Annotated in this window: 22 protein-coding genes; 7 read left to right on the top strand and 15 right to left on the bottom strand. The window is 65.1% G+C overall.

From position 1 onward, the window contains the following. Nucleotides 1-46: 46 nt before the first annotated feature. Entirely contained in the window at nucleotides 47-1,477 is a 1,431-nt protein-coding gene (pdxR, locus tag XH81_RS06305; RefSeq protein ID WP_038974289.1) for a MocR-like pyridoxine biosynthesis transcription factor PdxR, read from the top strand. 10 nt (nucleotides 1,478-1,487) lie between these two features. Here the strand turns inward: pdxR and XH81_RS06310 are convergent, their stop codons facing one another. Genes XH81_RS06310 through XH81_RS06330 form a run of 5 tightly spaced genes read right to left on the bottom strand, consistent with a single transcriptional unit; the run spans nucleotide 1,488 to nucleotide 6,237 of the window. Further along, nucleotides 1,488-2,711 (bottom strand): bifunctional alpha/beta hydrolase/OsmC family protein, encoded by a 1,224-nt coding sequence (locus tag XH81_RS06310; protein ID WP_028143410.1) that lies wholly within the window; start codon nucleotides 2,709-2,711, stop codon nucleotides 1,488-1,490. Nucleotides 2,712-2,738: 27 nt separating this feature from the next. Continuing rightward, entirely contained in the window at nucleotides 2,739-3,395 is a 657-nt protein-coding gene (locus tag XH81_RS06315) for a sulfite oxidase-like oxidoreductase (RefSeq protein ID WP_028143409.1), read from the bottom strand. A gap of 3 nt (nucleotides 3,396-3,398) precedes the next feature. Further along, nucleotides 3,399-4,721: an MFS transporter gene (locus tag XH81_RS06320; protein WP_028143408.1), complete on the bottom strand. Its 1,323-nt coding sequence runs from the start codon at nucleotides 4,719-4,721 to the stop codon at nucleotides 3,399-3,401. Between the two features lie 28 nt (nucleotides 4,722-4,749). Then, a complete protein-coding gene (locus XH81_RS06325; protein ID WP_028143407.1) occupies nucleotides 4,750-5,970 on the bottom strand; it encodes a cytochrome P450 in 1,221 nt (406 codons plus the stop codon). A gap of 57 nt (nucleotides 5,971-6,027) precedes the next feature. Continuing rightward, complete coding sequence (locus tag XH81_RS06330) at nucleotides 6,028-6,237, bottom strand: ferredoxin (protein WP_028143406.1); 210 nt, start codon at nucleotides 6,235-6,237, stop codon at nucleotides 6,028-6,030. Between the two features lie 155 nt (nucleotides 6,238-6,392). Between XH81_RS06330 and XH81_RS06335 the strand changes: the two genes are divergently transcribed. Next, a complete protein-coding gene (locus XH81_RS06335) occupies nucleotides 6,393-7,040 on the top strand; it encodes a TetR/AcrR family transcriptional regulator (protein WP_028143405.1) in 648 nt (215 codons plus the stop codon). Here XH81_RS06335 and XH81_RS06340 read toward each other — a convergent pair. The 4 genes from XH81_RS06340 to XH81_RS06355 form a co-directional block, all read right to left on the bottom strand. Next, the gene (locus XH81_RS06340) at nucleotides 7,037-7,675 is read right to left on the bottom strand and encodes an aspartate/glutamate racemase family protein (protein WP_028143404.1); all 639 of its coding nucleotides are present in this window, start codon (nucleotides 7,673-7,675) and stop codon (nucleotides 7,037-7,039) included. The genes XH81_RS06335 and XH81_RS06340 overlap by 4 nt on opposite strands. A 154-nt stretch (nucleotides 7,676-7,829) precedes the next feature. Beyond that, nucleotides 7,830-8,843 carry an amino acid ABC transporter substrate-binding protein gene (locus XH81_RS06345; RefSeq protein WP_028143403.1) on the bottom strand — a complete coding sequence of 338 codons (1,014 nt, stop codon included), beginning with the start codon at nucleotides 8,841-8,843 and terminating at the stop codon, nucleotides 7,830-7,832. Between the two features lie 10 nt (nucleotides 8,844-8,853). Continuing rightward, a complete protein-coding gene (locus tag XH81_RS06350; RefSeq protein ID WP_028143402.1) occupies nucleotides 8,854-10,203 on the bottom strand; it encodes an aspartate aminotransferase family protein in 1,350 nt (449 codons plus the stop codon). A 3-nt stretch (nucleotides 10,204-10,206) separates the two neighbouring features. Then, entirely contained in the window at nucleotides 10,207-11,079 is an 873-nt protein-coding gene (locus XH81_RS06355) for a MurR/RpiR family transcriptional regulator (protein WP_271596085.1), read from the bottom strand. Nucleotides 11,080-11,168: 89 nt separating this feature from the next. Between XH81_RS06355 and XH81_RS06360 the strand changes: the two genes are divergently transcribed. Further along, a complete protein-coding gene (locus XH81_RS06360) occupies nucleotides 11,169-12,353 on the top strand; it encodes an amino acid ABC transporter permease (protein ID WP_028143400.1) in 1,185 nt (394 codons plus the stop codon). Nucleotides 12,354-12,355: 2 nt separating this feature from the next. After that, nucleotides 12,356-13,462, top strand: coding sequence for an amino acid ABC transporter permease (locus XH81_RS06365; protein ID WP_028143399.1), 1,107 nt, complete (start codon nucleotides 12,356-12,358; stop codon nucleotides 13,460-13,462). Between the two features lie 153 nt (nucleotides 13,463-13,615). On the opposite strand, the gene XH81_RS06370 is transcribed toward XH81_RS06365, so the two are convergent. Together XH81_RS06370 and XH81_RS06375 are read right to left on the bottom strand one after the other, a co-directional pair. Then, nucleotides 13,616-15,034, bottom strand: a complete 1,419-nt coding sequence (locus XH81_RS06370) for an amidase (RefSeq protein ID WP_028143398.1) — start codon at nucleotides 15,032-15,034, stop codon at nucleotides 13,616-13,618. 138 nt (nucleotides 15,035-15,172) lie between these two features. Next, a complete protein-coding gene (locus tag XH81_RS06375; protein ID WP_028143397.1) occupies nucleotides 15,173-15,949 on the bottom strand; it encodes an SDR family oxidoreductase in 777 nt (258 codons plus the stop codon). A gap of 154 nt (nucleotides 15,950-16,103) precedes the next feature. Between XH81_RS06375 and XH81_RS06380 the strand changes: the two genes are divergently transcribed. Then, nucleotides 16,104-17,177: a tartrate dehydrogenase gene (locus tag XH81_RS06380; protein WP_028143396.1), complete on the top strand. Its 1,074-nt coding sequence runs from the start codon at nucleotides 16,104-16,106 to the stop codon at nucleotides 17,175-17,177. 134 nt (nucleotides 17,178-17,311) lie between these two features. Here the strand turns inward: XH81_RS06380 and XH81_RS06385 are convergent, their stop codons facing one another. The 4 genes from XH81_RS06385 to XH81_RS06400 all read right to left on the bottom strand — a co-directional run bounded on the left by XH81_RS06385 (nucleotide 17,312) and on the right by XH81_RS06400 (nucleotide 21,752). Further along, nucleotides 17,312-18,385, bottom strand: a complete 1,074-nt coding sequence (locus XH81_RS06385) for a malate/lactate/ureidoglycolate dehydrogenase (RefSeq protein WP_028143395.1) — start codon at nucleotides 18,383-18,385, stop codon at nucleotides 17,312-17,314. Nucleotides 18,386-18,536: 151 nt separating this feature from the next. Beyond that, complete coding sequence (locus XH81_RS06390) at nucleotides 18,537-19,448, bottom strand: NAD(P)-dependent oxidoreductase (RefSeq protein ID WP_028143394.1); 912 nt, start codon at nucleotides 19,446-19,448, stop codon at nucleotides 18,537-18,539. Between the two features lie 12 nt (nucleotides 19,449-19,460). Further along, entirely contained in the window at nucleotides 19,461-20,711 is a 1,251-nt protein-coding gene (locus XH81_RS06395) for a Zn-dependent hydrolase (protein ID WP_028143393.1), read from the bottom strand. A gap of 123 nt (nucleotides 20,712-20,834) precedes the next feature. Beyond that, the gene (locus tag XH81_RS06400; RefSeq protein WP_018315615.1) at nucleotides 20,835-21,752 is read right to left on the bottom strand and encodes a LysR family transcriptional regulator; all 918 of its coding nucleotides are present in this window, start codon (nucleotides 21,750-21,752) and stop codon (nucleotides 20,835-20,837) included. 119 nt (nucleotides 21,753-21,871) lie between these two features. On the opposite strand from XH81_RS06400, the gene XH81_RS06405 reads away from it, so the two are divergent. Continuing rightward, entirely contained in the window at nucleotides 21,872-22,687 is an 816-nt protein-coding gene (locus tag XH81_RS06405) for a putative hydro-lyase (protein ID WP_028143392.1), read from the top strand. Between the two features lie 88 nt (nucleotides 22,688-22,775). Then, nucleotides 22,776-24,020, top strand: a complete 1,245-nt coding sequence (locus XH81_RS06410; RefSeq protein WP_026201530.1) for an ABC transporter substrate-binding protein — start codon at nucleotides 22,776-22,778, stop codon at nucleotides 24,018-24,020. Nucleotides 24,021-24,138: the final 118 nt, after the last annotated feature.

Consider the following 24,138-nt stretch of genomic DNA (forward strand, 5'->3'; position numbering starts at 1 on the left):
CAAAAGCGCCAGATCGGAAAGGAACAAGGTGCCAGTTTCGGACGATATGATCTCGGCCCTGATCGACCTGAAGCGGACCGGCGACGACGGGCTGGTGGCTCAACTGACGAGCCAGCTCCGAGGCTTGATCGCGACCGGCCGCCTCGGCAAAGGCCGCACGCTCCCCTCAAGCCGCCGGCTCGCCAGCGATCTCGGCGTTTCCCGCAACACCGTCACCTATGCGTTCGAGCAGCTCGCCGCGGAGGGATATCTCGCGGCGTCGCACGGCCGCCGTCCGGTGGTCACCGTCGACGGCGGCGAACGGCGTCAAGGAGCGGAGGCCGTTGCGGCGCGCGTGCGCACCGGCAAGCCGCGGCTTTCACCCTGGGCCTCGCAGCTCAAGCAGACCGACTGGCCGATGTCCTATCAGGTGCCGCTCAGACCGTTGCGGCCAGGGCTTGGAGATGCGCGGGAGTTTCCGAACGAGATCTGGGCTCGCTGCCTGCGCCGCAGCGCCGTGCGTGCGGCCAAACGCGAGCTCGGACCCGTCAACCGAACGCGCCTGCGCGAGGCGCTCGCGCATTATCTGGCCGCGAGCAGAGGCGTTCGCGCCACGGCAGAGCAGGTCATGATCCTGCCGAGCGCGCAGACCGCGCTGACCTTGATCGCGGCAGTTCTCATCTCCCCCGGCGACGAGGTCTGGGTCGAGGATCCCGGCTATCCCGGCGCGGCCGCCGCTTTCCGCGCCTCCGGCGCGCGCGTGACCGGCATGAGGCTGGACACGGAGGGCATGCAGCGGATGCCGGGTCTCGCGGCTCCGAAATTGATCTTCATGACGCCATCGCACCAGCATCCCACCGGACGGATGATGTCACTGGCGCGCCGCACCGAATTTCTCGGGCTGTGCATGCCCGGCAAGACCTGGATCGTGGAGGACGATTATGACGGCGAATTCCACTATGACAGCCGGCCGGTGCCGGCCTTGCAAGGCCTCGATGCCCATGGCCGCGTGTTCTATGTCGGTACCTTCTCGAAGGTGATGACATCGGATATCCGACTCGGCTATCTCGTCGTGCCGTCGGCATTGGTCAGCACGTTGGAAATCGCGCAGCGGCACATCGGGTTGATTGCCGCGAGCCACATCCAGGAAGCGCTGGCCGAGTTCATCGCCGACGGGCATTTCCTCGCGCATCTGCGCCGGATGCGCCGGCTCTATCACGCGCGCCGCGACCACCTCGTTGCAGGACTGGAGCGCCATCTGGGCGAGATGCTCTCGGTCGAAGTGCCTGCGGGCGGCATCCAGCTCGTCGCCCGTCTCAAACGCGGCACCGCCGATCGGGCGGCAGTCAAACGACTGGCTGCCGCGGGCGTTGAAACGCGGGCGCTGTCCAGCCTGGCGCTGGACCGGCCGCGGGATCATGGCCTGCTGCTCGGTTTTGCGGCCTGGCGTGAGAACGAGATCAGCGCGGCATTGCGGACGATGGCATCGTGCTTCTAGCGCAGTCGCGCTAGCCCACGGCCTTCGTCACGATGCGGATCTCCGAGGTCAGTGTCCGATGCACCGGGCACTTGTCGGCGATCTCCATCAGCTTCTTGCGCTGCTCGGCATCCAGCGCGCCGTCGATTGCGATGTCGCGCTCGATCTGGTCGAGCATGCCCTCGCGCGTGTCGCACTCCGCGCAATCCTTGGCGTAGATTTTCGAATGCTTCAGCGTAACGGTGACGCGGTCGAGCGGCAGCGATTTGCGGTCGGCATAGAGACGCATGGTCATGGAAGTGCACGCGCCCAAGCCGGCGAGCAGGAAATCGTAGGGCCCGGGGCCGGCGTCCTCGCCGCCGGCAGCCACCGGCTCGTCCGCCACAAGCCGATGCGGGCCGACGCTGATGACCTGGTTGAACTTGCTCTTGCGGGTCTCCCGTACCACGACCTGGCGCGGCGCCTCAGGCAGATCCATCGCCTTCGCGGGCTTTGCCGTGTCGATGTAGCGGCTCGACCAGGCCGCGATCAGATCGGCCGCATAGAGCGCGTCGGCGGGCTTGGCGAGCAGATGATCGGCATGGTCGAGCGAGACGAAGCTCTTGGGGTGCCTGGCGGCAACGAAGATCTTGGTCGCATTGTCGATGCCGACGGTGTCGTCGACCGGCGAGTGCATCACCAGCAGCGCCTTGTGCAGCCCCGTGATGTCCTTCATCAGCTCGTGCTCGGCGATGTCGTCGAGGAACTCGCGCTTGATCCGGAACGGGCGTCCTGCGAGCGAGACCTCGACCTCGCCCTGCGCGCGGATGTTGTCGAGATGCTCCCTGAAGAGGCCGGTCACGTGCGCCGGATCGGATGGCGCCGCGATGGTCACAACTGCCCTGGCTTCCGGGATATGTTCGGCTGCCGCGAGGATCGCAGCGCCGCCGAGGCTGTGGCCGATCAGGAGCGACGGCGCCTTGCGGGCGTTGCGCAGATGGTCGGCTGCGCGGACGAGATCGGCGACGTTGGACGAAAACGTCGAATTGGCGAAATCGCCTTCGCTCGAGCCGAGCCCGGTGAAGTCGAAGCGGAGGACCGCGATGCCTTTGGCTGCCAGCGCGACCGAGATGCGCTTGGCGGCGAGCGTATCCTTGCCGCAGGTGAAGCAGTGCGCAAACAGCGCGTAGGCCGCGGGCTCGCCGTCCGGCAACTCCAGCGCGGCGGCAAGCTGATGTCCGCCTTCGCCCGTGAATTGAAAGCGCTCCGTCGACATGGGCTTCCCCTCGTTCCTGCTTGAATTCTAATCGTCGGAATAGCGTTGCTCGGCCCAGGGGTCGCCGCGATTATGATAGCCGCGGACCTCCCAGAAGCCCGGCGCGTCCGCGGTCAGGAATTCGATGGCCTGGAGCCATTTCGCGCTCTTCCAGAAATAGAGATGCGGCACGACCAGCCGCACCGGGCCGCCATGCTCCTCCGTCAGCGGCTGGCCGGACCAGCTATGGGCGAGCAGCGCATCGGCGGCAAAGTCTTCCAGCGCGAGGTTGGTGGTGTAGCCGTCATGGGAATGCAGCGTCACGAAGCGTGCATCCTCGCGCGGCTGGCAGGCCGCGAGCAGCTCGCGCGTGGCAAGCCCTTCCCACTCATTGTCGTAGCGCGACCAGGTGGTGACGCAATGGATGTCGGAGGTGAACCGGGCCTGCTTCTGCGCGATGAATTCGTCGAAGGTCCAGAACACGGGGCTCTCGATCGCGCCGTAGACGTCGAGCCGCCAGCGCTCGCGTGACACCGGCGGCACGACCCCGAGATCGAGCACAGGCCAGTCCTTGGTGAGGTGCTGGCCGGGCGGCAGCCGTTGGTCCTCCGGCCGCGTGATCTTCCCTGTGAGGAAGCGGCCCTCGCGCGCCCATTTCTCCTTGGTGCGCGTCAGCTTGCTGTCGGATGGCGTCTCGTCAGCCATGGTCTATTCGTGCCGATGCATTGCCGAAGTGTGCTTGGTGTCGCGCATGGTAGCATAGATGATCAAGGACAGGCAGATGATGCCGCTGAGGTAGAAGTAGAACCATTCCTCGTGCCCGATGCTCTTGAAATAGAGCGCGATCGCCGGCGCGGTGCCGCCGAAGACCGACACCGTGATGGCATAGGGCAGGCCGACGCCGAGCGCGCGGACATTGGTCGGGAACAGCTCGGCCTTCACCACGGCGTTGATCGAGGTGTAACCGGCGACGAACAGCCAGGCACAGCAGATCAGGACGAACGCGACGAAGGGCGACTTGGTCTCCTTCAGCGTCATCAACAGCGGTACGGTCGCGAGCGTGCCGGCGACACCGAAGAAGATCAGCAGCGGCTTGCGCCCGATCTTGTCGGAGATCGCGCCGTAGATCGGCTGGAGGATGGTCGCGAAGACCAAGGTGCCGAAGATCACGAAAGTGGTCTGGTCCTCGGTCAGCCCGACCGAAAGCTTGACGAAGGTCTGCATGTAGGTGGTGAAGGTGTAGAACGCTGCGGTGCCACCGGCGGTGAGGCCGACCACGAGTAGGAGCTCGCGCGGATAACGCAGCAGATTGGTGATCGAGCCGGTCGGCTTCACCACCTTCTTGGCCTCCTCGAACGCCTCCGTCTCGTGCAGGCCGCGCCGCATCACCGCTGCGAAGATCGCCAGCGCTGCGCCGATCGCGAAGGGGATACGCCACCCCCAGTCCTTCAGCTCCTGTGGGGTGAGGAAGACCTTTTGCAGGAGCAGCAGCACGATGATCGCGGTGAGCTGGCCGCCGATCAGGGTGACGTATTGAAAGCTCGAATAGAAGCCGCGGTGCTTGGGATCTGCGACCTCGCTGAGATAGGTGGCGCTGGCGCCATATTCGCCGCCGAGGCTCAGGCCCTCGATGACGCGTGCAAGCGCGAGGATGACCGGCGCGGCGAATCCGATCGTGGCATAGGTCGGCGTCAGCGCGATGATCAGCGAACCGAAGCACATGAAGACGACAGAGAGCGTGAGCGAGATGCGCCGTCCGAAATGGTCGGCGAGATAGCCGAAGAACCATCCGCCCAGGGGGCGCATCAGGAACGTCGCCGCAAAGACGACGGCGACGTTCAATTGCTGCACGACGGGGTCGTTGCCAGGGAAGAAGGCGGGAGCGAAATAGAGCGCGAACGCCGTATAGGCGTAGAAATCGTACCATTCGACCAGATTGCCGATGGAGCCGATGAAGATTGCCTTGATCCGCCGCTTGGCGTCGGCGATGTCGATGTAGTCGGAGGCCGGCTCGATTGCTTGTTCGGTCATGCCCGGCCTCTCCGTTGTCTGGAAAGGCCTACATCGCCTTTCCGAGCAAGAATGGCAACTGGCGGGGGCCCCGCACCGTGCCCTGTGACCAGGTCACGGCGCCTGCCGGATCGAGTCGGAAATCTGGAATGCGTTTTAGCCATTCCTCCAGCCCAACCTGCATCTCCATGCGCGCCAGGTTGGAACCGACGCAGCGGTGAATGCCGAGGCCGAAGGCGGCGTGCCGGTTTTCGCGACGGTCGATCACGACTTTGTCAGCGTCCGGAAACATCTTGGGGTCGCGATTTGCGGCCGGGAAGGACAGCAGCACCATGTTGCCCGCCTTGACCGGGCAGCCCGAGATCGTGGTCTCCTTGACCACCTCGCGGGCCATCGTCACCGGAGAATAGGCGCGCAGCAGCTCCTCCACCGCAGTCGGGATCAATGCGGGCTCGGCGATCAGCCGCTCGCGGTCGGCCGGCGTCTTCGCAAGATGCCAGAGCGAGGAACCGATCGCGCTCCAGGTGGTGTCGATGCCGGCGATCAGGAGCAGGCGCAGCGAGCCCAGGACGTGCGAGTCTTCGAGCGGGTTGCCCTCCTTGTCCTTGGCGTTCATCAGGTAGGAGATGAGATCGTCGGTCGGCTTGTCCTTGCGCGCCTCGATATGCGCGCTGAAATAGGCGCTCATCTCCTGCACGGCCTGCAGCAGCTTGCTCTCGTCCTTGATGCCCAGCTCGAGGATCATGTGGATCCAGTTGATGAAGACATCGCTGTCGCTCTCGGGGATCCCGAGCATGTGGGCGATGGCCCGAACCGGGATATATTTGGCGTAGCGTGCGGCGGCGTCGACCTTGCCATCGGCGCTGAAGCCGTCGATCAGCTCGTTGCAGATCGCGCGCATCCGCGGTTCCAGCTTCTTCATCGCGTCCGGCGTGAAAGGCGGCAGCAGCAGCTGCTTGGCCGGCTTGTGCACGGGCGGGTCCGAAGTGATCGGCGGTGCGGCGTTCCTCGCCACCTCGGGACGGACGTCGCGCACGATGATGCGGCGCGAGGAGAAATGCTCGGTGTCGTTGGCGATCTCGCGTACCGCCTCATAGGTCGTCGGCATGTAGCAGCCGAGGAAACGCTCGGTGTGCACAACCGGGCTCGCTGCGCGCAGCTCGTCCCAGATCGGGAAGGGATCCTCCGTCCATTGCGGATCGGTATGGTCGAAATCATGGACCCAGTCGGTGACGGGCGGATGGGCGGCGGGCGGACTGGCGTCGGACATGGCAGGGAATCCCTTGGCTCGTGTTCGCTGAAAGGACGCGGGGCGGCAAAGGCCGCACTACTCCTCGATCACATCGATCGCGATTTCCGGGCAGTTGGATTTGGCAAGCCACGCCTTGTCCTCGAGTCCCGGCGGGACCGTGCCGTCGCGGGCTTCGTGGGCGTTGCCGTATTCGTCCAGCTCGAAAAGTTCCGGCGCGAGTGCCTTGCAGCGCGCGTGGCCCTGGCATTTGTCGGGATCCACGTGAACCCTCAGTCGCTCTGTCATGGCGGCATCCTCGGTCGTATGCGCGGGGCCCGCAGGGCGGCGCGTTCCTCATGTCGATTTTTGTCCGCGGCATTTGCCGTGGGCTTTAAGTTATATGCTATTACATTCGCGGCAGGCTTTCCCTGTCAAGCGCAAACTTATAGGTTCGCCACACCATGCGCTCACAACTCGCCCGCAAGCCTGCGAACACCTACCATCATGGCGACCTTCGCGATGCTCTGATCAAGGCCGCATTGCGTGAGGCGGAGCAGGGCGGTGCCGAGGCGATCAGCATCAAGGCGCTGGCGAAGCAGCTCGGCGTCTCGCAGCCGGCGCCGTACCGGCATTTCGCCGATCGCGAGGCATTGCTCGCGGCGGTGACGGCGGAGGCATTCCGGCAGCTCAGCGCGATCTTTCGGGAGGCGATGGCGAAACCGTCAACGCAATCTAAACTGTCGCGGCTGGCGCAGGCCATGCTCGAATTCGGATTGCGACGGAACGGCATCTACCGCCTGATGTTCGCGTCCCGCACGGTGGCATGGGCCGCCAAGGGCAGCGAGCTGCACGAGGCTACGCGCGAGACCTTTTCGCTCGTGATCGAAGCCCTGGAAGTGCCCGCCGTCGGCTATTTGCGCGAGCGCCAGGCGCTCAAGATCTGGGCGGCGTTGCACGGCGTGGTGATGCTGGCCGAGCAGGGCCTGTTCACCGGCGAGGCCGCGCATGCCACCCGCGAGGAACTGGTCGAGGATTTCGTCAGCGAAACGAAGGCCGCGCTCGCCGCTGCCATCAAGGACGTGCGGCGTCGGAAAGCGACAGGTGCCTAAGCCTTCGCTTTCAGCAGCTTCATCAGCTTGTCGACCGCGCTGTCAGGCGTGGTCACGACGGGACGGCCAGTCGCTTCCGAGACCAGCGGTGCCGTTGCTGCGATGCTGAACTGCGCCAGCGCGATGACGTCGCAATCTCGCAGGTCCTTTGACGCTTCGACGATCAGCCGGTCGTGGGTGGCGCGGTCCCCGCGGTCGAGCGCCGCCAGCGCGCCCTCGGCAAGCTTCGACACGATTTGGACGGAGGCCGGAAACTCCGGCGGCATCGACACAAGGGTCGGGGGGAAAGTGGACAACAGGCCGATGCGCCTGCCCATCGTCGCCGCGCGCTCGATCATGGCTTCGTTGGGCTTGAGCACCGGCATCGGCGCATGCGCGCGTGCGACCGCCTCGATACAGGGGCCGAAGGCCGAGCAGGTGAACAGGATCCCGTTCGCCCCGGTCGCCGCCGCATAATCGCCGAGTGCGAGGAAGCGATCGGTCATGGCATCGTTGAGCGCACCGTCCCGGGCAAGATCCGCCGACAGGCTGTCGTCGAGCAGGTTCATCAGCCGCGCCTCCGGCCACGCTTTTGCAAACGCGGCTTCGATCGGGGCGATGGAATGCTTGAGGGCGTGGATCAGGGCGATGCGCATGGGATGTCTCGTCTCCCTCGCCCCGCTTGCGGGGAGAGGGTCGGGGTGAGGGGGAGTCTCCGCGGGGACGGTGAGAGTTGGACTCGCGGAGAGTCCCCCTCACCCGACCGCTGCGCGGTCGACCTCTCCCCGCAGGCGGGGAGAGGTGAACTCCCTACTTGAACGGCACCGCGTACATCAAGCCGCCCTTGCTCCAAAGGCCATTGAGGCCGCGGTCCAGCTTGAGCGGGCTTGCTTTGCCGACATTGCGCTCGTAGATCTCGCCGTAATTGCCGGTGACCTTGATCGCGGTGACCAGCCATTTGTTGTCGAGCCCGAGCCGCGAGCCGAGGTCGCCGGAGGCGCCCAGCAGGCGCTGGATCGCGGGCGTCTGCGACTTCGCCATCTCGTCGACATTGGCCTGCGTCACGCCGAGCTCCTCGGCCTCGATCAGGCCGTAATGCAGCCAGGTGACGATGTCGCTCCAGACCTCGTCGCCGTTGCGGGTGAAGGGCCCGAGCGGCTCCTTGCTGATCGTCTGCGGCAGCACGACGTAGTCGGCCGGGTTCGGCGCCGCGGTGGTCACGGCGCCGGCGAGTGCGGAGGCGTCCTGGGTCATGGCATCACAGCGGCCGCCGAAGAAGGTCTGGTACATGGTGTCGACGCGGTCGAATACCAGCGGCTTCCAGTCGATGCCGTTGGCGCGGCCGTAATCGCCGAGCGTGACTTCGTGCGTGGTACCTTGAGCCACGCAGACGGTGGCGCCTTTGAGATCCTTGATGTCCTTGACGCCCAGGTCCTTCTTCACGACAAAGCCCTGGCCGTCGTAGAAGTTGACCGGGCCCTGCCGCAGGCCCAGCGTCACACCGCGCAGATAGGTCTGCGTCGAGTTGCGGTAGAGCACGTCGATCTCGCCCGATTGCAGGGCGGTGAAGCGGTTCTGCGCCGTCAGCGAGACGTAGCGCACCTTGCTGGCATCACCGAGCACGCCAGCAGCGAGCGCGCGGCAATAATCGACGTCGAGACCTTTGTAATTGCCTTGCGAGTCGGGCGCCGAGAAGCCGGCAAAGCCGGCGCTGACGCCGCACACCAGCGTGCCACGGCTCTTCACCGTATCGAGCGTCGCGGCGGATGCGACAACCGTCGATGCAGCGAGGACGCTCGCTGCGATAACCACTTTCCTCATCATGCTACTCCCCTCAGTGATTGACACTACGCAACACGTTGTCGACGGCCGAGCCGAGCTTGTCGACGATCAGGTCGATCTCGTCGGCCGAGGCGATATAGGGCGGTGCCAGCAGCACGTGGTCGCCGCGCACGCCATCCACGGTGCCTCCGCCGGGATAGCAGCCGAGCCCGTTAGCGAAGGCCTCCGCCTTGATCTTCTGATTGAGCTTGAGCGCGGGATCGAACGAGGCGCGGCTGGCGCGATCGGCGACGAGCTCGATCGCCCAGAACAGGCCACGGCCCCTGATATCGCCGACATGGCGGTGATTGCCGAAGCGCTCGGTCAGGCGCTGTTCGAGCTGCTTGCCGCGCTCCTTCACGCGCTCGAGCAGGCCGTCCTCGCGGATCACCTCTTGCACCGCAAGTGCGGCGGCGCAGGCGAGGGGATGTGCCAGATAAGTGTGGCCGTGCTGAAAGGCACCTGAGCCCGCGCGGATGGTGTCGATGATCCTGCCGCTCGCGAGCATCGCCCCAATCGGCTGGTAGCCGCCACCGAGGCCCTTGGCGATCGCCTGGATGTCCGGCGCGACGCCTTCCTGCTCCCAGGCATGCGTGGTGCCGGTGCGGCCCATGCCGCACATGACTTCGTCGAGGACGAGCAGTGCGCCGTGCCGGTCGCAGATCTCACGCACCGCCCTGAAGTAGCCGTCCGGTGCCGTCACCGCGCCGGCGGTGGCGCCGACGACGGGCTCGGCGAGGAACGCCGCGACCGTGTTGGGACCGAGCCGCTGAAATTCCGCTTCGAGCTCCGCCGCCAGGCGCGCCACGAACTGCGCATCGGATTCACCGTCGCGCTTCTCGTGATAGGCAAACGCCGGCGTCACATGACTGAAGGCGGCCGAGAGCAGCGGCGCATAGGGCGCGCGGCGCCAGGCATTGCCGCCGGCCGCAAGGGCGCCCAGCGTGTTGCCGTGGTAGCTCTGCCGCCGTGCGATGAAATGTTGCCGCTGCGGCTCGCCGCGCTCGATGAAATATTGCCTCGCGAGCTTGATGCTGGCTTCGATCGCCTCGGACCCGCCGCTGACGAAGTAGGCGTAAGCGAGACCGCCGGGCTCGTGGCCGACCAGCGTCTCGGCGAGCGCCTCGGCCGGCTCGGACGAGAAGAAAGCAGTATGCGCATAGGCTAGCGTCGAGGCCTGCTTCGCCATCGCCGCGATCACGCGTGGATGCTGATGGCCGAGGCAGGAGACCGCTGCGCCGCCGGAAGCGTCGATCACGCGGCGTCCGTCCTCGGCAAAGAGATAGACGCCTTCGCCGCCGATCGCCTTGGGCGGCGTCTCGCGGAGCGAGCGGTGCAGCACGCGGCTGGTGCGAGGGGCCATGGGTCAACCTTTCTCCGAGACGTAGATGGAGGGAGCAGTGAGCCGCGCCTCGGTAGTCTCCAGGCGCTTCTTCGCAGCCACGCCGCCGAGCGAGAACGTCACCGCGGCGAGCGACTGCGCGATCGCGATGGCGCCGGTGAGACTCGGGAAGAAGCCGGGAGAGGAGGCCGCCTCGAACAGCAGCACGTGGTCGGCGCCCTCGGCCATCGGCGCAGAGAGGCTGTCCGCGATGGCAATCAGCGTTGCGCCGCTGTGATGGGCGGCTTGCGCGACGCGGACGCTCGCATGCGTGTAAGGCAGGAAGCCGATGACGATGACGGCCTCGCCGGGCCGGAAGGCGCCGAGATCGAGATCGTCGGGACCGGATACGCCGACGAGTTGCACCTGCTCGGGGCGGAACAGCCGCAGCTCGTAGTTCAGCAACTCAGCGACACTGCGGCAGCTGCGATAGCCGGCGATCCAGATCCGCTTGGCCTCATGCAGGGAGCGCGCGGCCTCCGCAATCGGCTGCGCCGGAATGCGCGGAAGGCCGGCGGCCTCGGCCTCGAGCTTGTCGGTGACCAGCGCGACATCGGCATTCGGGCCGGGCCGGCGGCTTCTGGCGCGGCCGGAGAAGGGCGAAGTCTGCGATGGTCGCCGCGCCTCGGTCAGCGCCGCGCGCAATTCGTCCCAGCCCGAATAACCGATCGCCTTGGCGAGCCGCGTGAACGCGGCGGGATCGGCACCGGCTTCGGCCGCGAGGTCGCGCATCGAACGGGTGGTGGCGTCATAATCGTTGGCGGCGACGAAGCGCCCGACTTCCTGCAGCCGCATCGGCAGCGATGGCAATGCAATGCGCAGTTCGCTCAGCGGCGAGGATTTCGCGGGCTCGGCCATGAAACATTTGTTGCACGAATTATAGATTGGTGCAACAGTTGACGTGCGCTGGCCGGAAATCGTCGCTCTTCAAGAAGGATTTTTGCGCTGTGACCACGGACGCTCGGAGACCGCCGCGCCGCCGCCTGTTCGGCGCATGGGGACGCCGCGAGCTGCAGGGCCTGTTCTGGCAGGTGCTGGTGGTCGGGATCGCGGTCGCGGTCATCGCGTTTCTCTGGTCCAACACCGTCACCAACCTCTCGGCGCGCCGCATCACCACCGGCTTTGCCTTCCTCGGCCGCGAGGCCGGCATGCCGATCGCCGACAGCCTGCTCGCCTATAATCCGAGAGACACCTATCTCTGGGCCTTCGTCGTCGGCGTCGGCAACACCTTGCGCGTCGCCGTGATCGGCATCGTGCTCGCGACCATCCTGGGCACGCTGATCGGCATCTCGCGCTTGTCGGCCAACTGGCTGCTGTCACGACTCGCCGCCGTCTATGTCGAAACGCTCCGCGACATCCCGCTGCTGCTTCAGCTCCTGTTCTGGTACGTGCTGATGCAGGCGCTGCCGGCCGCGCGCGCGGCATGGCGGCCGATCGAGGGCGTGTTCCTGTCAAATCGCGGCCTGATCCTGCCGGCCATTCCGCTTGGCCCGCCGCAGCTTTGGGTGCTCGGCACGGCGGTGTTCGGCCTTGCCGTGGTCTATCTCATCCGGCGATGGCTGATCGCGCAGCAGATGCGCGACGGCAAGCCGCGGCCGGTATGGCCCTTTGCGGTGAGCTTCATCCTCGCGTTGCCCGTGCTGGTGTCAGTACTGCTTCGCGTGTCCTGGACAATCGAATGGCCGGAGCTGCGCGGCTTCAATTTCGTCGGCGGGCTGACGCTTGCCCCGGAATATTTCGCGCTGCTGATCGCGCTCGTCACCTACACCTCGGCCTTCATTGCCGAGATCGTGCGCAGCGGCATCCAGTCGGTGCCGCGCGGACAGTGGGATGCCGCCAACGCGCTTGGCCTGCGCCGCAGCTTCATGCTGCGACAGATCATCCTGCCGCAGGCGCTGCGCGTCATCGTGCCGCCGATGACGAGCCAGTATCTCAACCTGACCAAGAATTCCTCGCTCGCGGTCGCGATCGGCTACCAGGACGTGGTCTCGATCGCCAACACCACGCTGAACCAGACCGGGCAGGCGATCGAGGCGATCGCGCTGATCATGGCGGTGTTCCTGACCATCAGCCTTTCCATCAGCTTCTTCATGAACTGGTACAATTCGCGCATCGCGCTGGTGGAGCGCTGAACATGACCGCGATCGCCGACATGCCGGAAGTGCCGCGCGCCGCCCGCCGCCCGCAGACGGGAAATCCGGCGTTGCGCTGGCTGCGCACCAATCTGTTCTCGTCGATCCCGAACGGTATCCTCACCGTCGTGCTGCTGGCGATCCTCGCCAAGGGCATCTTCAGTTTCGTGCAGTGGGGCATCGCCAACGCCGTGTGGCTGACCCCGGCGAACGATTCCAGTGCCTGCCGCGCGGTGCGTGGCCTCGGCGCCTGCTGGGCGATCATTCCCGAAAAGTACCGCTTCATCCTGTTCGGCACCTATCCGTTCGACGAGCAGTGGCGGCCGGCGCTGTCGGTATTGCTGTTCATCGCGCTGTTCTACCTCTCCACCCGCCGCGCTTTGTGGCGGCGCGAGCTGGTCCTTCTCTGGGTCGGAGCGCTCGCGCTGATCAGCGTACTGATGTGGGGCGGCGTGCTCGGCCTTTCCTTCGTTTCGCAGGATCGTTGGGGCGGCCTGCCGGTCACGCTGATCCTGGCGACGTTTGGCCTTGCATTCGGGTTTCCGCTCGGCATTCTCGTCGCGCTCGGCCGGCGTTCGAAGCTGCCGGCGATCCGCTCGCTCAGCGTGCTCTATGTCGAGCTGATCCGCGGCGTGCCGCTGGTGAGCCTGCTGTTCATGGCAAGCGTGATGTTTCCGCTGTTCATGCCCAGTGGATTCAATATCGACAAGCTGCTCCGCGCACAGATCGCGATCATCCTGTTTGCGGGTGCCTATCTCGCCGAAGTCATCCGCGGCGGCCTTCAGGCCGTGCCGCGCGGGCAATACGAGGCTGCCGATGCGCTGGGGCTGTCCTATTGGCGCAAGAACCGGCTGATCATCCTGCCGCAGGCGATCCGCCATGTCATTCCGCCGCTGGTCAACACCTTCATCGCTTTCTTCAAGGACACCAGCCTCGTCCTGATCATCGGCATCTTCGATCTGCTGACGACGGCGAAGACGGCGATCATCGATCCCGCCTGGCAGCAGTTCTCGGTCGAGGTCTACATCTTCGTCGCCTCGATCTATTTCATCTTCTGCTTCGCAATGTCGCGCTACAGCCGCAGCCTCGAGGCGACGAGTCGAACGTGAGGATCTCGTGTCCCGGACAAGGCGCAGCGCATCAGCGCTGTGCCGCAGAGCCGGGACCCAGAAGATGCACGGGAAGTCGTGGAAGGATGGGCCCCGGCTCTGCAGCGCACCGCCGAAGAGGCGCTGCGCTGCGTCCGGGGCACGAGAGTGAGATTATTTTTGCACCTTCGGATCGATCGGCGTCGTGCCGCGCAGGCCCAGAATATCCTCCAGCACCTTCGCGCCCGCGAGCACCTGCGCATCGCCCCTTGGTGCGCCAACGACCTGCACGCCGACCGGCAGGCCAGACGCCGTGAAGCCGCACGGCAACGACAGCGAGGGGCAGCAGGCGAGCGTGATGGCGTAGACGATGCCGAGCCACTCGACGTAATTGTCGAACCTCTTGCCGGCGCATTCGGCGACATAGCGGTGTTCGATCGGGAAGGGCGGCACGATCGTGGTGGGCGTCAGCAACAAATCGTAGGTCTTGAAGAACTCGACCGCCCGCGCAGTCATGCCGACGCGCTGGGCCTCGGCGCGTTCGAGCTGCTCGACCGTGAGCTTGAGGCCTTCCTCGATGTTCCAGATCACCTCGGGCTTGAGCAGGTCACGCTTGGTGCGCAGCAGATTGGCCTTGGTGATCGCGAAATCGAAGGCGCGCAGCACGTGGAAGCATTCATGCGCCTCGCGCCAGTCCGGATGCGCTTCCTCGACGATGGCGCCGGCCTCGGCAAAGCGTTCCGCCGCCTTTCGCGTGATCGCCTTCACCTCGGGATCGACGGGCGTAATGCCGAGATCGGGCGAATAGGCGATGCGCTTCGGCTTCTTGCCGGACTGAGCCGCCGACAGGAATGAGGTCGTGGGCGCCGGCAGCGACAGCGGATCGTCCGCGTAGTCGCCGCTCATCGCATCCAGCAGCAGCGCGAGATCCTCGACGTTGCGCGCCATCGGGCCGACCACGCCGAGATTGCGATCGATGCCGGATTTGGGGGTATGCGCGACGCGGCCGATGCTCGGGCGCATGCCGACGACGCCGCAGAAAGCCGCGGGGCTGCGCAAGCTGCCGCCCATGTCGGAGCCCTGCGCCAGCCAGGCCATGCCGGTGGCCAGCGCCACGGCCGCGCCGCCGGAAGAGCCCGCCGCGGATTTTGAAGTATCCCAGGGATTGAGGGTCGCGCCGAACACCTCGTTGAAGGTGTTGGCGCCGGCGCCGAATTCCGGCGTGTTGGATTTGGCGTAGACGACCGCCCCGTTGGCCTCGAGGTTCTCGACCATGAGGTCGGACTTGGCAGGGATATTGTCCTTGAAGATCGGCGAGCCCTGCGTGTTCAGTACGCCCGCAACGTCGGTCAGATCCTTGATCGGCACCGGCAGGCCCGCGAGCAGCCCCCGCGCGCCGGCGGGTTTCCGCATCAAGGCCTTGGCGCTGTCCCGCGCGCGCTGGAAACACAGGATCGGCAGCGCGTTCACCTTGCCGTCGACTTCACTGATGCGCTTCTCCACGACATCCAGCAGTTCGAGCGGCGAGACATCGCCGGACCGCAGCTTGTCGACGACGGCGCAGGCGGTTTCACGGATCAGGTCTTGAGACAATTATTGTACTCCTAGCTCTAGATTGTCATTCCGGTGCGCCCGAAGGGCGAACCCGGAATCTCGAGGTTCTCAGGTGCGCAATCGCGCACCATAGTTCGATGCTTTGCATCGCCCCGGAACGACGGTCCCCGAGGTCAGTTAACCCCATCCAGCGCTGATGCCGCCGTCGACCGTGTAGATCACACCCGACGTATACCCGGCGCGGTCCGACGCCAGGAACGCCATGAGGTCGCCGATCTCGCGCGCATGCGCGGGACGGCCGAGCGGCAGGCTCTTCTGGAATTCCTTGTAGCGGTTCTCGTCGCCGAACTGGTGCTTGGCCCGCGTCTTCAGCAGGGTGACGTGGCGATCGGTGCCGACGGGGCCGGGATTGATGCCGACCACGCGGATGTTGTCGGCGAGACTTTTTCCCCCGAGCGCGCGGGTGAAGGCCATCAGCGCGGCATTGCCGGCGCTGCCGCAGATGTAGTTGGCGTCGAATTTTTCGCCGGCCGCGCCGATATCGTTGACGATGACGCCGCCGCCCTTCGCCTTCATCTGCGCGTAGATCTGCCGCGTCAGGTTGATATAGCCGAACACTTTCAATTCCCAGGCGTGACGCCAGGTCGCCTCGTCGATCTTGTCGATCGAGCCGCCGGGGATGTCGCCCGCATTGTTGACGAGCACGTCGATGTCGGCCGCTTCCTTCGCGAGCCGCGCCAGATCCTCAGCCTTGCGAAGATCGACGATGCTCGTTGCGGCATCGATCTGGTGGGCGGAGCGCAGGCGCTCGGCCAGCGCCTTGAGCTGGTCGCCGTCGCGGGCGGCGAGCAGGAGGTGTGCGCCTTCCTCGGCAAACGCTTCGGCGGCTGCGGCGCCAATGCCCTTGGACGCGCCCGTGATCAGGACGCGCTTGCCACGCAGATGCAGATCCATGAGGTTACTCGCAGGATAGGAACAGGATAAAATCAGTAGGCGCTTGGCCGCGCCATGGTCAACATTGCAGTGCAGCGTTGCGCTGCCGCTGCGTTTGGTCCATTGCAGTGCGGTCAAAAGGCGGCGGCTGCCGGACCAACCAAGGACGTTCTCGATGAGCAAGAAACAATACCGGATCGCGGTCATTCCCGGTGACGGCATCGGCAAGGAAGTGATGCCTGAGGGCCTGCGCGTCCTGGAATCGGCGGCGAAGAAGCACGGGGTCTCCCTGCATTTCGACCATTTCGACTTCTCGTCGTGGGACTATTACGAGAAGCACGGCCAGATGATGCCCGATGACTGGAAGGACAAGATCGGCAAGCACGATGCGATCTATTTCGGTGCGGTCGGCTGGCCGGCCAAGATTCCGGACCACGTCTCGCTGTGGGGCTCGCTGATCAAATTCCGCAGGGAGTTCGACCAGTATGTGAACCTGCGCCCGGTGCGGCTGATGCCCGGCGTGCCGTCGCCGCTGGCGGGCCGCAAGCCCGGCGATATCGATTTCTGGGTGGTGCGCGAGAACACCGAAGGTGAATATTCCTCCGTCGGTGGCCGCATGTTCCCCGACACCGACCGCGAGTTCGTCACCCAGCAGACGGTGATGACCCGCACCGGCGTCGACCGCATCCTGAAGTTCGCCTTCGAGCTCGCGCAGTCGCGGCCGAAGAAGCATTTGACCTCGGCGACCAAGTCCAACGGCATCTCCATCACCATGCCCTATTGGGACGAGCGCGTGGAGGCGATGGCCAAGAAGTTTCCGGGGGTGAAGTGGGACAAGTACCACATCGACATTCTCACCGCGAACTTCGTGCTGCATCCGGATTGGTTCGACGTCGTGGTCGGCTCCAATTTGTTCGGCGATATCCTCTCCGACCTCGGTCCGGCCTGCACCGGCACGATCGGCATCGCGCCGTCAGGCAACATCAACCCCGAGGGCGATTTCCCCTCGGTGTTCGAGCCGGTGCACGGCTCGGCGCCTGATATCGCCGGCCAAGGCATCGCCAACCCGATCGGTGCGATCTGGTCGGGCGCCATGATGCTCGAGCATCTCGGCGAGAAGGAAGCCGGCCAATCGATCGTCGAGGCGATCGAGCGCACGCTGGCCGAACGCACGCTCCGCACCAAGGACCTCGGCGGCAACGCCGACACCACGGCCTGCGGCAAGGCCGTCGCGGATATGGTGGATTGACGGAGAATGCGCAGGGCGGGTTAGCCCTGCAGATGCGCAAAGCGCATCTGCTTGGCGTAACCCACCTCTCGGCGAAGAAGGTGGTGGGTTATGCCTGCGGCTAACCCACCCTACGATTTCTATTTCGTTCTCGATCAGCCAGCGATGTCCTCGATCGCCGTCTGATCCAGCCCGAATTTCTTCCCGGCCTCGATGATCTCCTGCCAGGTTGTCGGATCGACCGGAATGCCTTCGGCAAGGCGCTTCTTCTTGGTCTCGCGCTCGGGCTCGCCGGCGATTCTGACCTTGTCGACGCCGGGGGCAGGCGGCGAGCCGGTTTGCCAGGCAACAAAACTCTCGACTTCGCGCGCGAGGTTTTCGCCGGTGCCGAGCTTGCCGGGATCGATGACGATCGAGAGCATGCCGTTGAGGACGTTGTACTTGCCGTCGGAGGGGCCCTTGACCACCTGCCCGCCGGAGAGCGCGCCGCCGAGGATTTCGCAGACCAGCGCGAGGCCGGAGCCCTTGTGCTCGCCGAAGGGGAGGATGGCGCCGTGCGGCGGGATCACGGTGTAGCGCGGGTTGGTGGTGGGCTTGCCTTCATTGTCGATGATGGTGCCAGGCTCGAGCGCGACACCCTTGTTGTGGGCGACGCGGGTCTTGCCTTGTGCGATCCTGCTGGTGGCGAAGTCGAGCACGATCGGGTCCTTGCCGGCGCGCGGGATGCCGACGCAGAACGGGTTGGTGCCGTGGCGCGCATCGCTGCCGCCCCAGGGCGCCACGATCGGGCGGGAAATGACGTTGACGAAGTGGATCGAGACCAGTCCGTGGTCGATGCACTGCTCAGCCCAGTGGCCGATGCGACCGATGTGATGCGAATTGGAGAGGCCGACGAGGCACACCCCGTTTCGCTTAGCGCGTTCGGCTGCCAGCTCCATTGCTTCATGACCGATCACCTGCCCGTAGCCGGTGAGGCCGTCGAGAGTGAGGAGCGGACCGGTGTCGAGCACGATCTTGACGTGCGCGTTCACCGCGAGGCCACCATTGGTGACGCTCTGGACATAGCGCGGGATCATGCCGACGCCATGGGAGTCATGGCCCTTGAGGTTGGCCTCGACCAGATTGGTGGCCACGAGCTCGGCTTCGCGGTCCGAAGACCCGCCCGCCTTGACGATGGCACGAATGGCGTTGGTGAGCGGCTCTGCCTTGATGGTGCGATAGTCGGCCATTGTTATTGCTCTTATCCCTTCACAATTTGGCGGGGGGAGGACGTAGGGTGGGTTAGGCGAAGCCGTAACCCGCCTCTTCAGTCTCCGCGGAATAGACAGAGGTGGGTTAGGCCCTGCAGATGCGCTTCGCGTACTGCAGGGCTAACCCACCCTACGAATTCACGATCCGGCGGCAGTGCTCCCACGCCGCGCCAATCAGGTTCTCGCTCGCCTCCGGTGTACGGAACGCCGAATGCGCCGACAGCGTCACATTCGGCAGTTTTGTGAGCGGATGATCGCCGGGCAGCGGCTCGATGTTGAAGACGTCGAGGCCGGCATGGCGGATGTGGCCGGATTTCAGCGCGTCGATCATGGCGGCCTCGTCGACGACAGCGGCGCGGGCGGTGTTGATGAGGATGACACCACGCTTCATTTTTGCGATCTTCTCGCGCGTGATCATGCCGCGCGTCTCGTCGTTGAGCAGCAGGTGCAGCGACACGACGTCGCTCCTTGCCAGCACGCTGTCGAGATCGGTGAATTCCACGCCCGGATGGCTCTTCGGCGAGCGATTCCAGGCGATCACCTTCATGCCGCTGCCGGACGCAATGCGCGCGACCTCGGCGGCGATGCCGCCGAAACCGATCAGGCCGAGTGTCTTGCCGGTGAGCTGCATGCCGTCTTCGCGCAGCCAGTTGCCGACGCGCATCTCGCGGTCCATCATCGCGATGCCGCGGGCCGACGCCCACATCAGCGCGATTGCGGATTCGGCGACCGCGGTATCACCATAGCCCTTGATCAGATGCACGGAGATGCCGAGTTCCGCCAGCTCCTCAGGGTTCATGTAGCTGCGCGCGCCGGTGCCGAGGAACACGACGTGCTTGAGGCCGGTGCACTTCTTCGCCACCTCGGTCGGCAGCGCGGTGTGATCGACGATGGCGATCTCGGCGCCATCGAGGATGTCAGGATATTGCTCGGGCTTGATGTCGGGATCCCGGTGGATCCGCACCTTGGGATCCCCGGGCTTCTCCAGCCGTTCCATGATCACGGCTAGCGCTTCATTGGCGTCGACGAAAACTCCGCGCATGGCTCTCTCCGGTCAGGACGCGACGCCGGCGATCGCCAGCACGGTATGCATGAGAACGTTGGTGCCAGCAGTGCAGTCCGGCTGCGTCGCATCCTCCAGCTCGTTGTGGCTGATGCCGTCCTTGCAGGGCACGAACACCATCGCCGCCGGCATGATCGTGTTGAGGTTGCAGGCGTCGTGGCCGGCGCCGGAGGTGATGCGGCGCGAGGAATAGCCGAGCGTCTTTGCCGCGTTCTCGACCGCCGAGATCAGCTTGGGATCGAAATGCGTCGGCGGCTTGCGCCAGACCAGGTCGATCTTGACTTCGACCTTGCGGCGCGCGGCGATCTCGGCAATTGCGGCGCGCAGATCGCGATCGAGCGCGTCCATGATGGCGCCGTCCGCGCTGCGGCAATCCATGGTGAAGGCGATCTCGCCGGGAATCACGTTGCGCGAGGGATTTGCGATCACGGCTTCGCCGATGGTGCCGACCGCGTTCGGTCCGAGCTTCTTCGCTATGGACTCCATCGCCAGCACGATCTCCGACAGCGTCGCCAGCGCGTCGCGCCGCAGCGGCATCGGGGTCGATCCCGCATGGCTCTCGAAGCCGGAAATCTTGCCGTCGTACCACAGCACGCCCTGGCCGGAATCGACCACGCCGATGGTCTTGCCTTCGGCCTCCAAAATCGGGCCCTGCTCGATGTGCAATTCGACGAAGCAGCCGAGCTTCTGGAAGCCGACCGGCTTGTCGCCGCGATAGCCGATGCTGTCCAGCGCCTGGCCGACGGTCGTGCCCTCGGCGTCCTTGCGCGACAAAATGTCGTCGGTGGTGAAGTCGCCGACATAGGCGGCGGAAGCCATCATCGCAGGTGCGAAGCGCGAGCCTTCCTCGTTGGTCCAGTTCACGACGCAGATCGGCGCTTCGGTCTCGACGCCGGCATCGTTCAGCGTGCGGATCACCTCCAGCGCGCCGAGCGTGCCCAGAATGCCGTCATACTTGCCGCCGGTCGGCTGGGTGTCGAGATGCGAGCCGATGCCGACGGGCGGCTTCGACATGTCGCGGCCCTTGCGCAGGCCGAATTGTGAGCCGAGTGCGTCGGTGTGCACTTCGAGACCAGCGTCCTCGCAGGCCTGGCGGAACCAGTCGCGTACCTGCTTGTCTTCGCTGCTCAGCGTTAGCCGCCGCACACCGCCTTTGGCCGTCGCGCCGAATTGCGCGGTCTCGTGGATGGAGCCCCAGAGGCGGGCGGAATCGATTTGCAGATTGGTGGCGGCTCGGCTCATGCGGTCAGTCTCTCAGTTGTCATTCCGGGGCGGCTCGAAGAGCCGAACCCGGAATCTCGAGATTCCGGGTTCGATGCTGTCGCATCGCCCCGGAATGACGTTGAAGGTTGTCCGGCGCCTTTTTCAATGACGCGCCAGCGCGGGCGCGTCAACTGCGAGGCTGCTCTGCGCAATCTGCCGTGCAAGCTCGGCGACGCGCTCCACGGCGACGACGTCGGGCGAGGCGAGCCAGCTAGCGGTGAACGTCAGCGGTGCGATCGCAAGATCGGTGTCGAGCAGCTGTAACCGCCCGTCGGCGAGCTCGTTCTCGACGATCGCGTCGGGGATCACGGCGACGCCGAGGCCTTCGACCGCCATGTGGATAACGGTCGCTAGCGATGCGGACGCGTGCAGCCGGATCGGCGGCAGCTCCGGCCGGTCGAATACCTCGCGCACGACCTCGTAAGGCTTGGTCTTGCGCGGGAAGGTGATGATCGGAAACCGCGCAAGCTCCGCCGGTGTCACCCGGCCTTTGCCGAGGCCGAGCGAAGGGCTTGCGAGGAAGCCGATCGGGTAATCTGCGAGCACGCGATTATGCACGCCCGACGCCGACAACGGTCCGACCACGAAGGCAAGCTCGATCTCCTGCGCGAGCAGGCGCGCGGTGAGGTTGGGCGTGATGTCGACCTCGATCTCGAGCGATAGATTCGGATAGACCTGGTTCACGCTCTTCACGAGGCGCGGCAGCCAGGTGTGCACGATGGTCTCAGCGACGCCGAGCCGCATCACGCCGCGCATCGCCGAGCGGTCGCCGATCTCCGCCATCATCTGAGCGCGCAGGCCGATCAGCTTCTCCGCATAGACCATCATCTGCCGGCCGCTCGGCGTCGGCGAGGCGACGCGGTGGTCGCGGTTGAGCAGCTTGACGCCCATCTCGCGCTCGAGCTGGGCGATGCGCTGGGAGATCGCCGGCTGGGTCGTATTGAGCCGTGCTGCGGCGCCGCGGAAGCTGCCGAGCTTTACGACCCAGAGAAAAGTCTCGATCGACCTGAAGTCCAGCATTGAAAGGATTTTCCTTGCCGATAAAATAGATTTATCGATATCGATTAGAAAGGACGATTAGACTTTATAGCACGCTTGGTGTTGGCTGTCTTTGTCGAGTTTATAGGCAGGTCGATTACATGACTGTTTTGGTGGCAGTGCAGCAAACTGAAACGCCCGACGCCCTTCCGAGCCGCAAGGCGCGGCTTGCCTACCGGCAAGGGCTGGTCGCCTCCACCGCAGGCGTCGCCCCCGGCTTCGTCCAGGGCAATCTGGCGATCCTGCCGGCGGAATATGCCAGCGCCTTTCATCGCTTCTGCCAGCTCAATCCGAAGCCGTGCCCGATCATCGGCATGTCCGATGTCGGCAGTCCGCACATCCCTTCGCTCGGCGCCGATCTCGACATCCGCACCGACGTGCCGCGCTACCGCGTCTGGCGCGACGGCGAGGTCGTCGACGAGCCGACCGATGTGACGAAGCATTGGCGCGACGATCTCGTGACCTTCGTGCTCGGCTGCTCCTTCTCGTTCGAAGAAGCCTTGCTCGACGAGGGCATGCCGATCCGGCACATCGAGCGCAATGTGCGCGTGCCGATGTATCGTACCAACATCGCCTGCGGCGAGGCCGGTCCGTTCGCCGGCCCCATGGTGGTGTCGATGCGTCCGTTCAAGCCTTCGGATGCGATCCGCGCGGTGCAGATCACCTCGCGCTATCCCGCCGTGCACGGCGCGCCCGTCCATCTCGGCCATCCGCATCTGATCGGCATCAAGGACATCGCCAAGCCGGACTACGGCGATCCGGTGCCGGTCGCCGACGACGAGATTCCGGTGTTCTGGGCCTGCGGCGTGACGCCGCAATCCGTCATCAACGCCGCCAAGCTCCCGTTCGCGATCACGCATTCGCCCGGCCTGATGCTGGTGACGGATCTCAAGAACAGGACCATGGCCGTGATTTAATGGGCAGCGTATGCTGCATGTTAGGGCTTTACTGCATCCATCAATCGCTTCATTCGATCAGCCGAAATTCAGTACAGGGGACTTTGCCATGACGATCACTCGCCGCGACGTGTTGTTGGGAGCCACCGCGACTGCCGCACTGGTGCCGCTGGCGGCGCGCGCACAGACTTCCGAAGTCGTGATCGGCGTCATCTATCCGTTCTCCGGCGGCAGCGCGCAGCAGGGCGTCGATGCGCAGAAGGCCTATGAGACCGCGCTCGAGGTCATCAACAAGGACACCGATTTCGACCTGCCGCTGGCGAAGGGCGAGGGCCTGCCGGGCCTCGGCGGCGCCAAGGTCCGCCTCGTGTTCGCCGATCACCAGGCCGATCCGCAGAAGGGCCGCGCCGAAGCCGAGCGCCTGATCACGCAGGAGAAGGTCTCAGCCATCATCGGGACCTATCAGAGCGCCGTCGCCGTCACGGTGAGCCAGATCTGCGAGCGCTACCAGGTTCCGTTTGTGTCCGCCGACAATTCCTCGCCCAGCCTGCATCGCCGCGGCCTGAAGTACTATTTCCGCGCCGCGCCGCATGACGAGATGTATTCGGCCGCCATGTTCGACTTCTTCGACGCCATGAAGAAGAAGGGCACCAAGATCGAGACGCTGTCGCTGTTCCACGAGGACACTATCTTCGGTACCGATTCCGGCAACGCCCAGGCCAAGATCGCCGGCGAGCGCGCCTACAAGATCGTCACCGACATCAAGTATCGCGCCAACTCGCCCTCGCTCTCGGCCGAGGTGCAGCAGCTCAAGTCCGCGAATGCCGACGTGCTGATGCCCTCGAGCTACACCACCGACGGCATCCTCCTGGTCAAGACCATGGCCGAGCTCGGCTACAAGCCGAATGCGATCGTGGCGCAGGACGCCGGCTTCTCCGAGAAGGCGCTCTATGATGCCGTCGGCGACAAGCTCGAAGGCGTGATCTCGCGCGGCACCTTCTCGCTCGACCTCGCGCAGAAGCGCCCGATGGTCGGCAAGATCAACGAGATGTTCAAGACGCGGTCGGGCAAGGACTTCAACGACCTCACCTCGCGCCAGTTCATGGGCCTGATCATCCTCGCCGACGCCATCAGCCGCGCCAAGTCGACCGACGGCGAGAAGATCCGCGATGCGCTGGCGGCGACCGACATCCCGGGCGAGCAGACCATCATGCCCTGGAAGCGCGTGAAGTTCGACGAGATGGGCCAGAACAACGACGCCGACCCGGTGCTGCTGCAATATATCGGCGGCAAGTTCGTCACCATCTTCCCGCCGCAGGCCGCGATCGCCGAGGCGGTCTGGCCGATGAAGTAAGACTGGGACGCGGGAGCTCGGATGCAGCTCCCGCCCTCATCCTGAGGAGCGGGCGCAGCCCGCGTCTCGAAGGACGAGGGCTGGGCCATCCTTCGAGACGCGCGCTTGTGCGCGCTCC

The sequence above is a fragment of the Bradyrhizobium sp. CCBAU 25360 genome, assembly GCF_028128695.1.
GTDB lineage: Bacteria > Pseudomonadota > Alphaproteobacteria > Rhizobiales > Xanthobacteraceae > Bradyrhizobium > Bradyrhizobium ottawaense.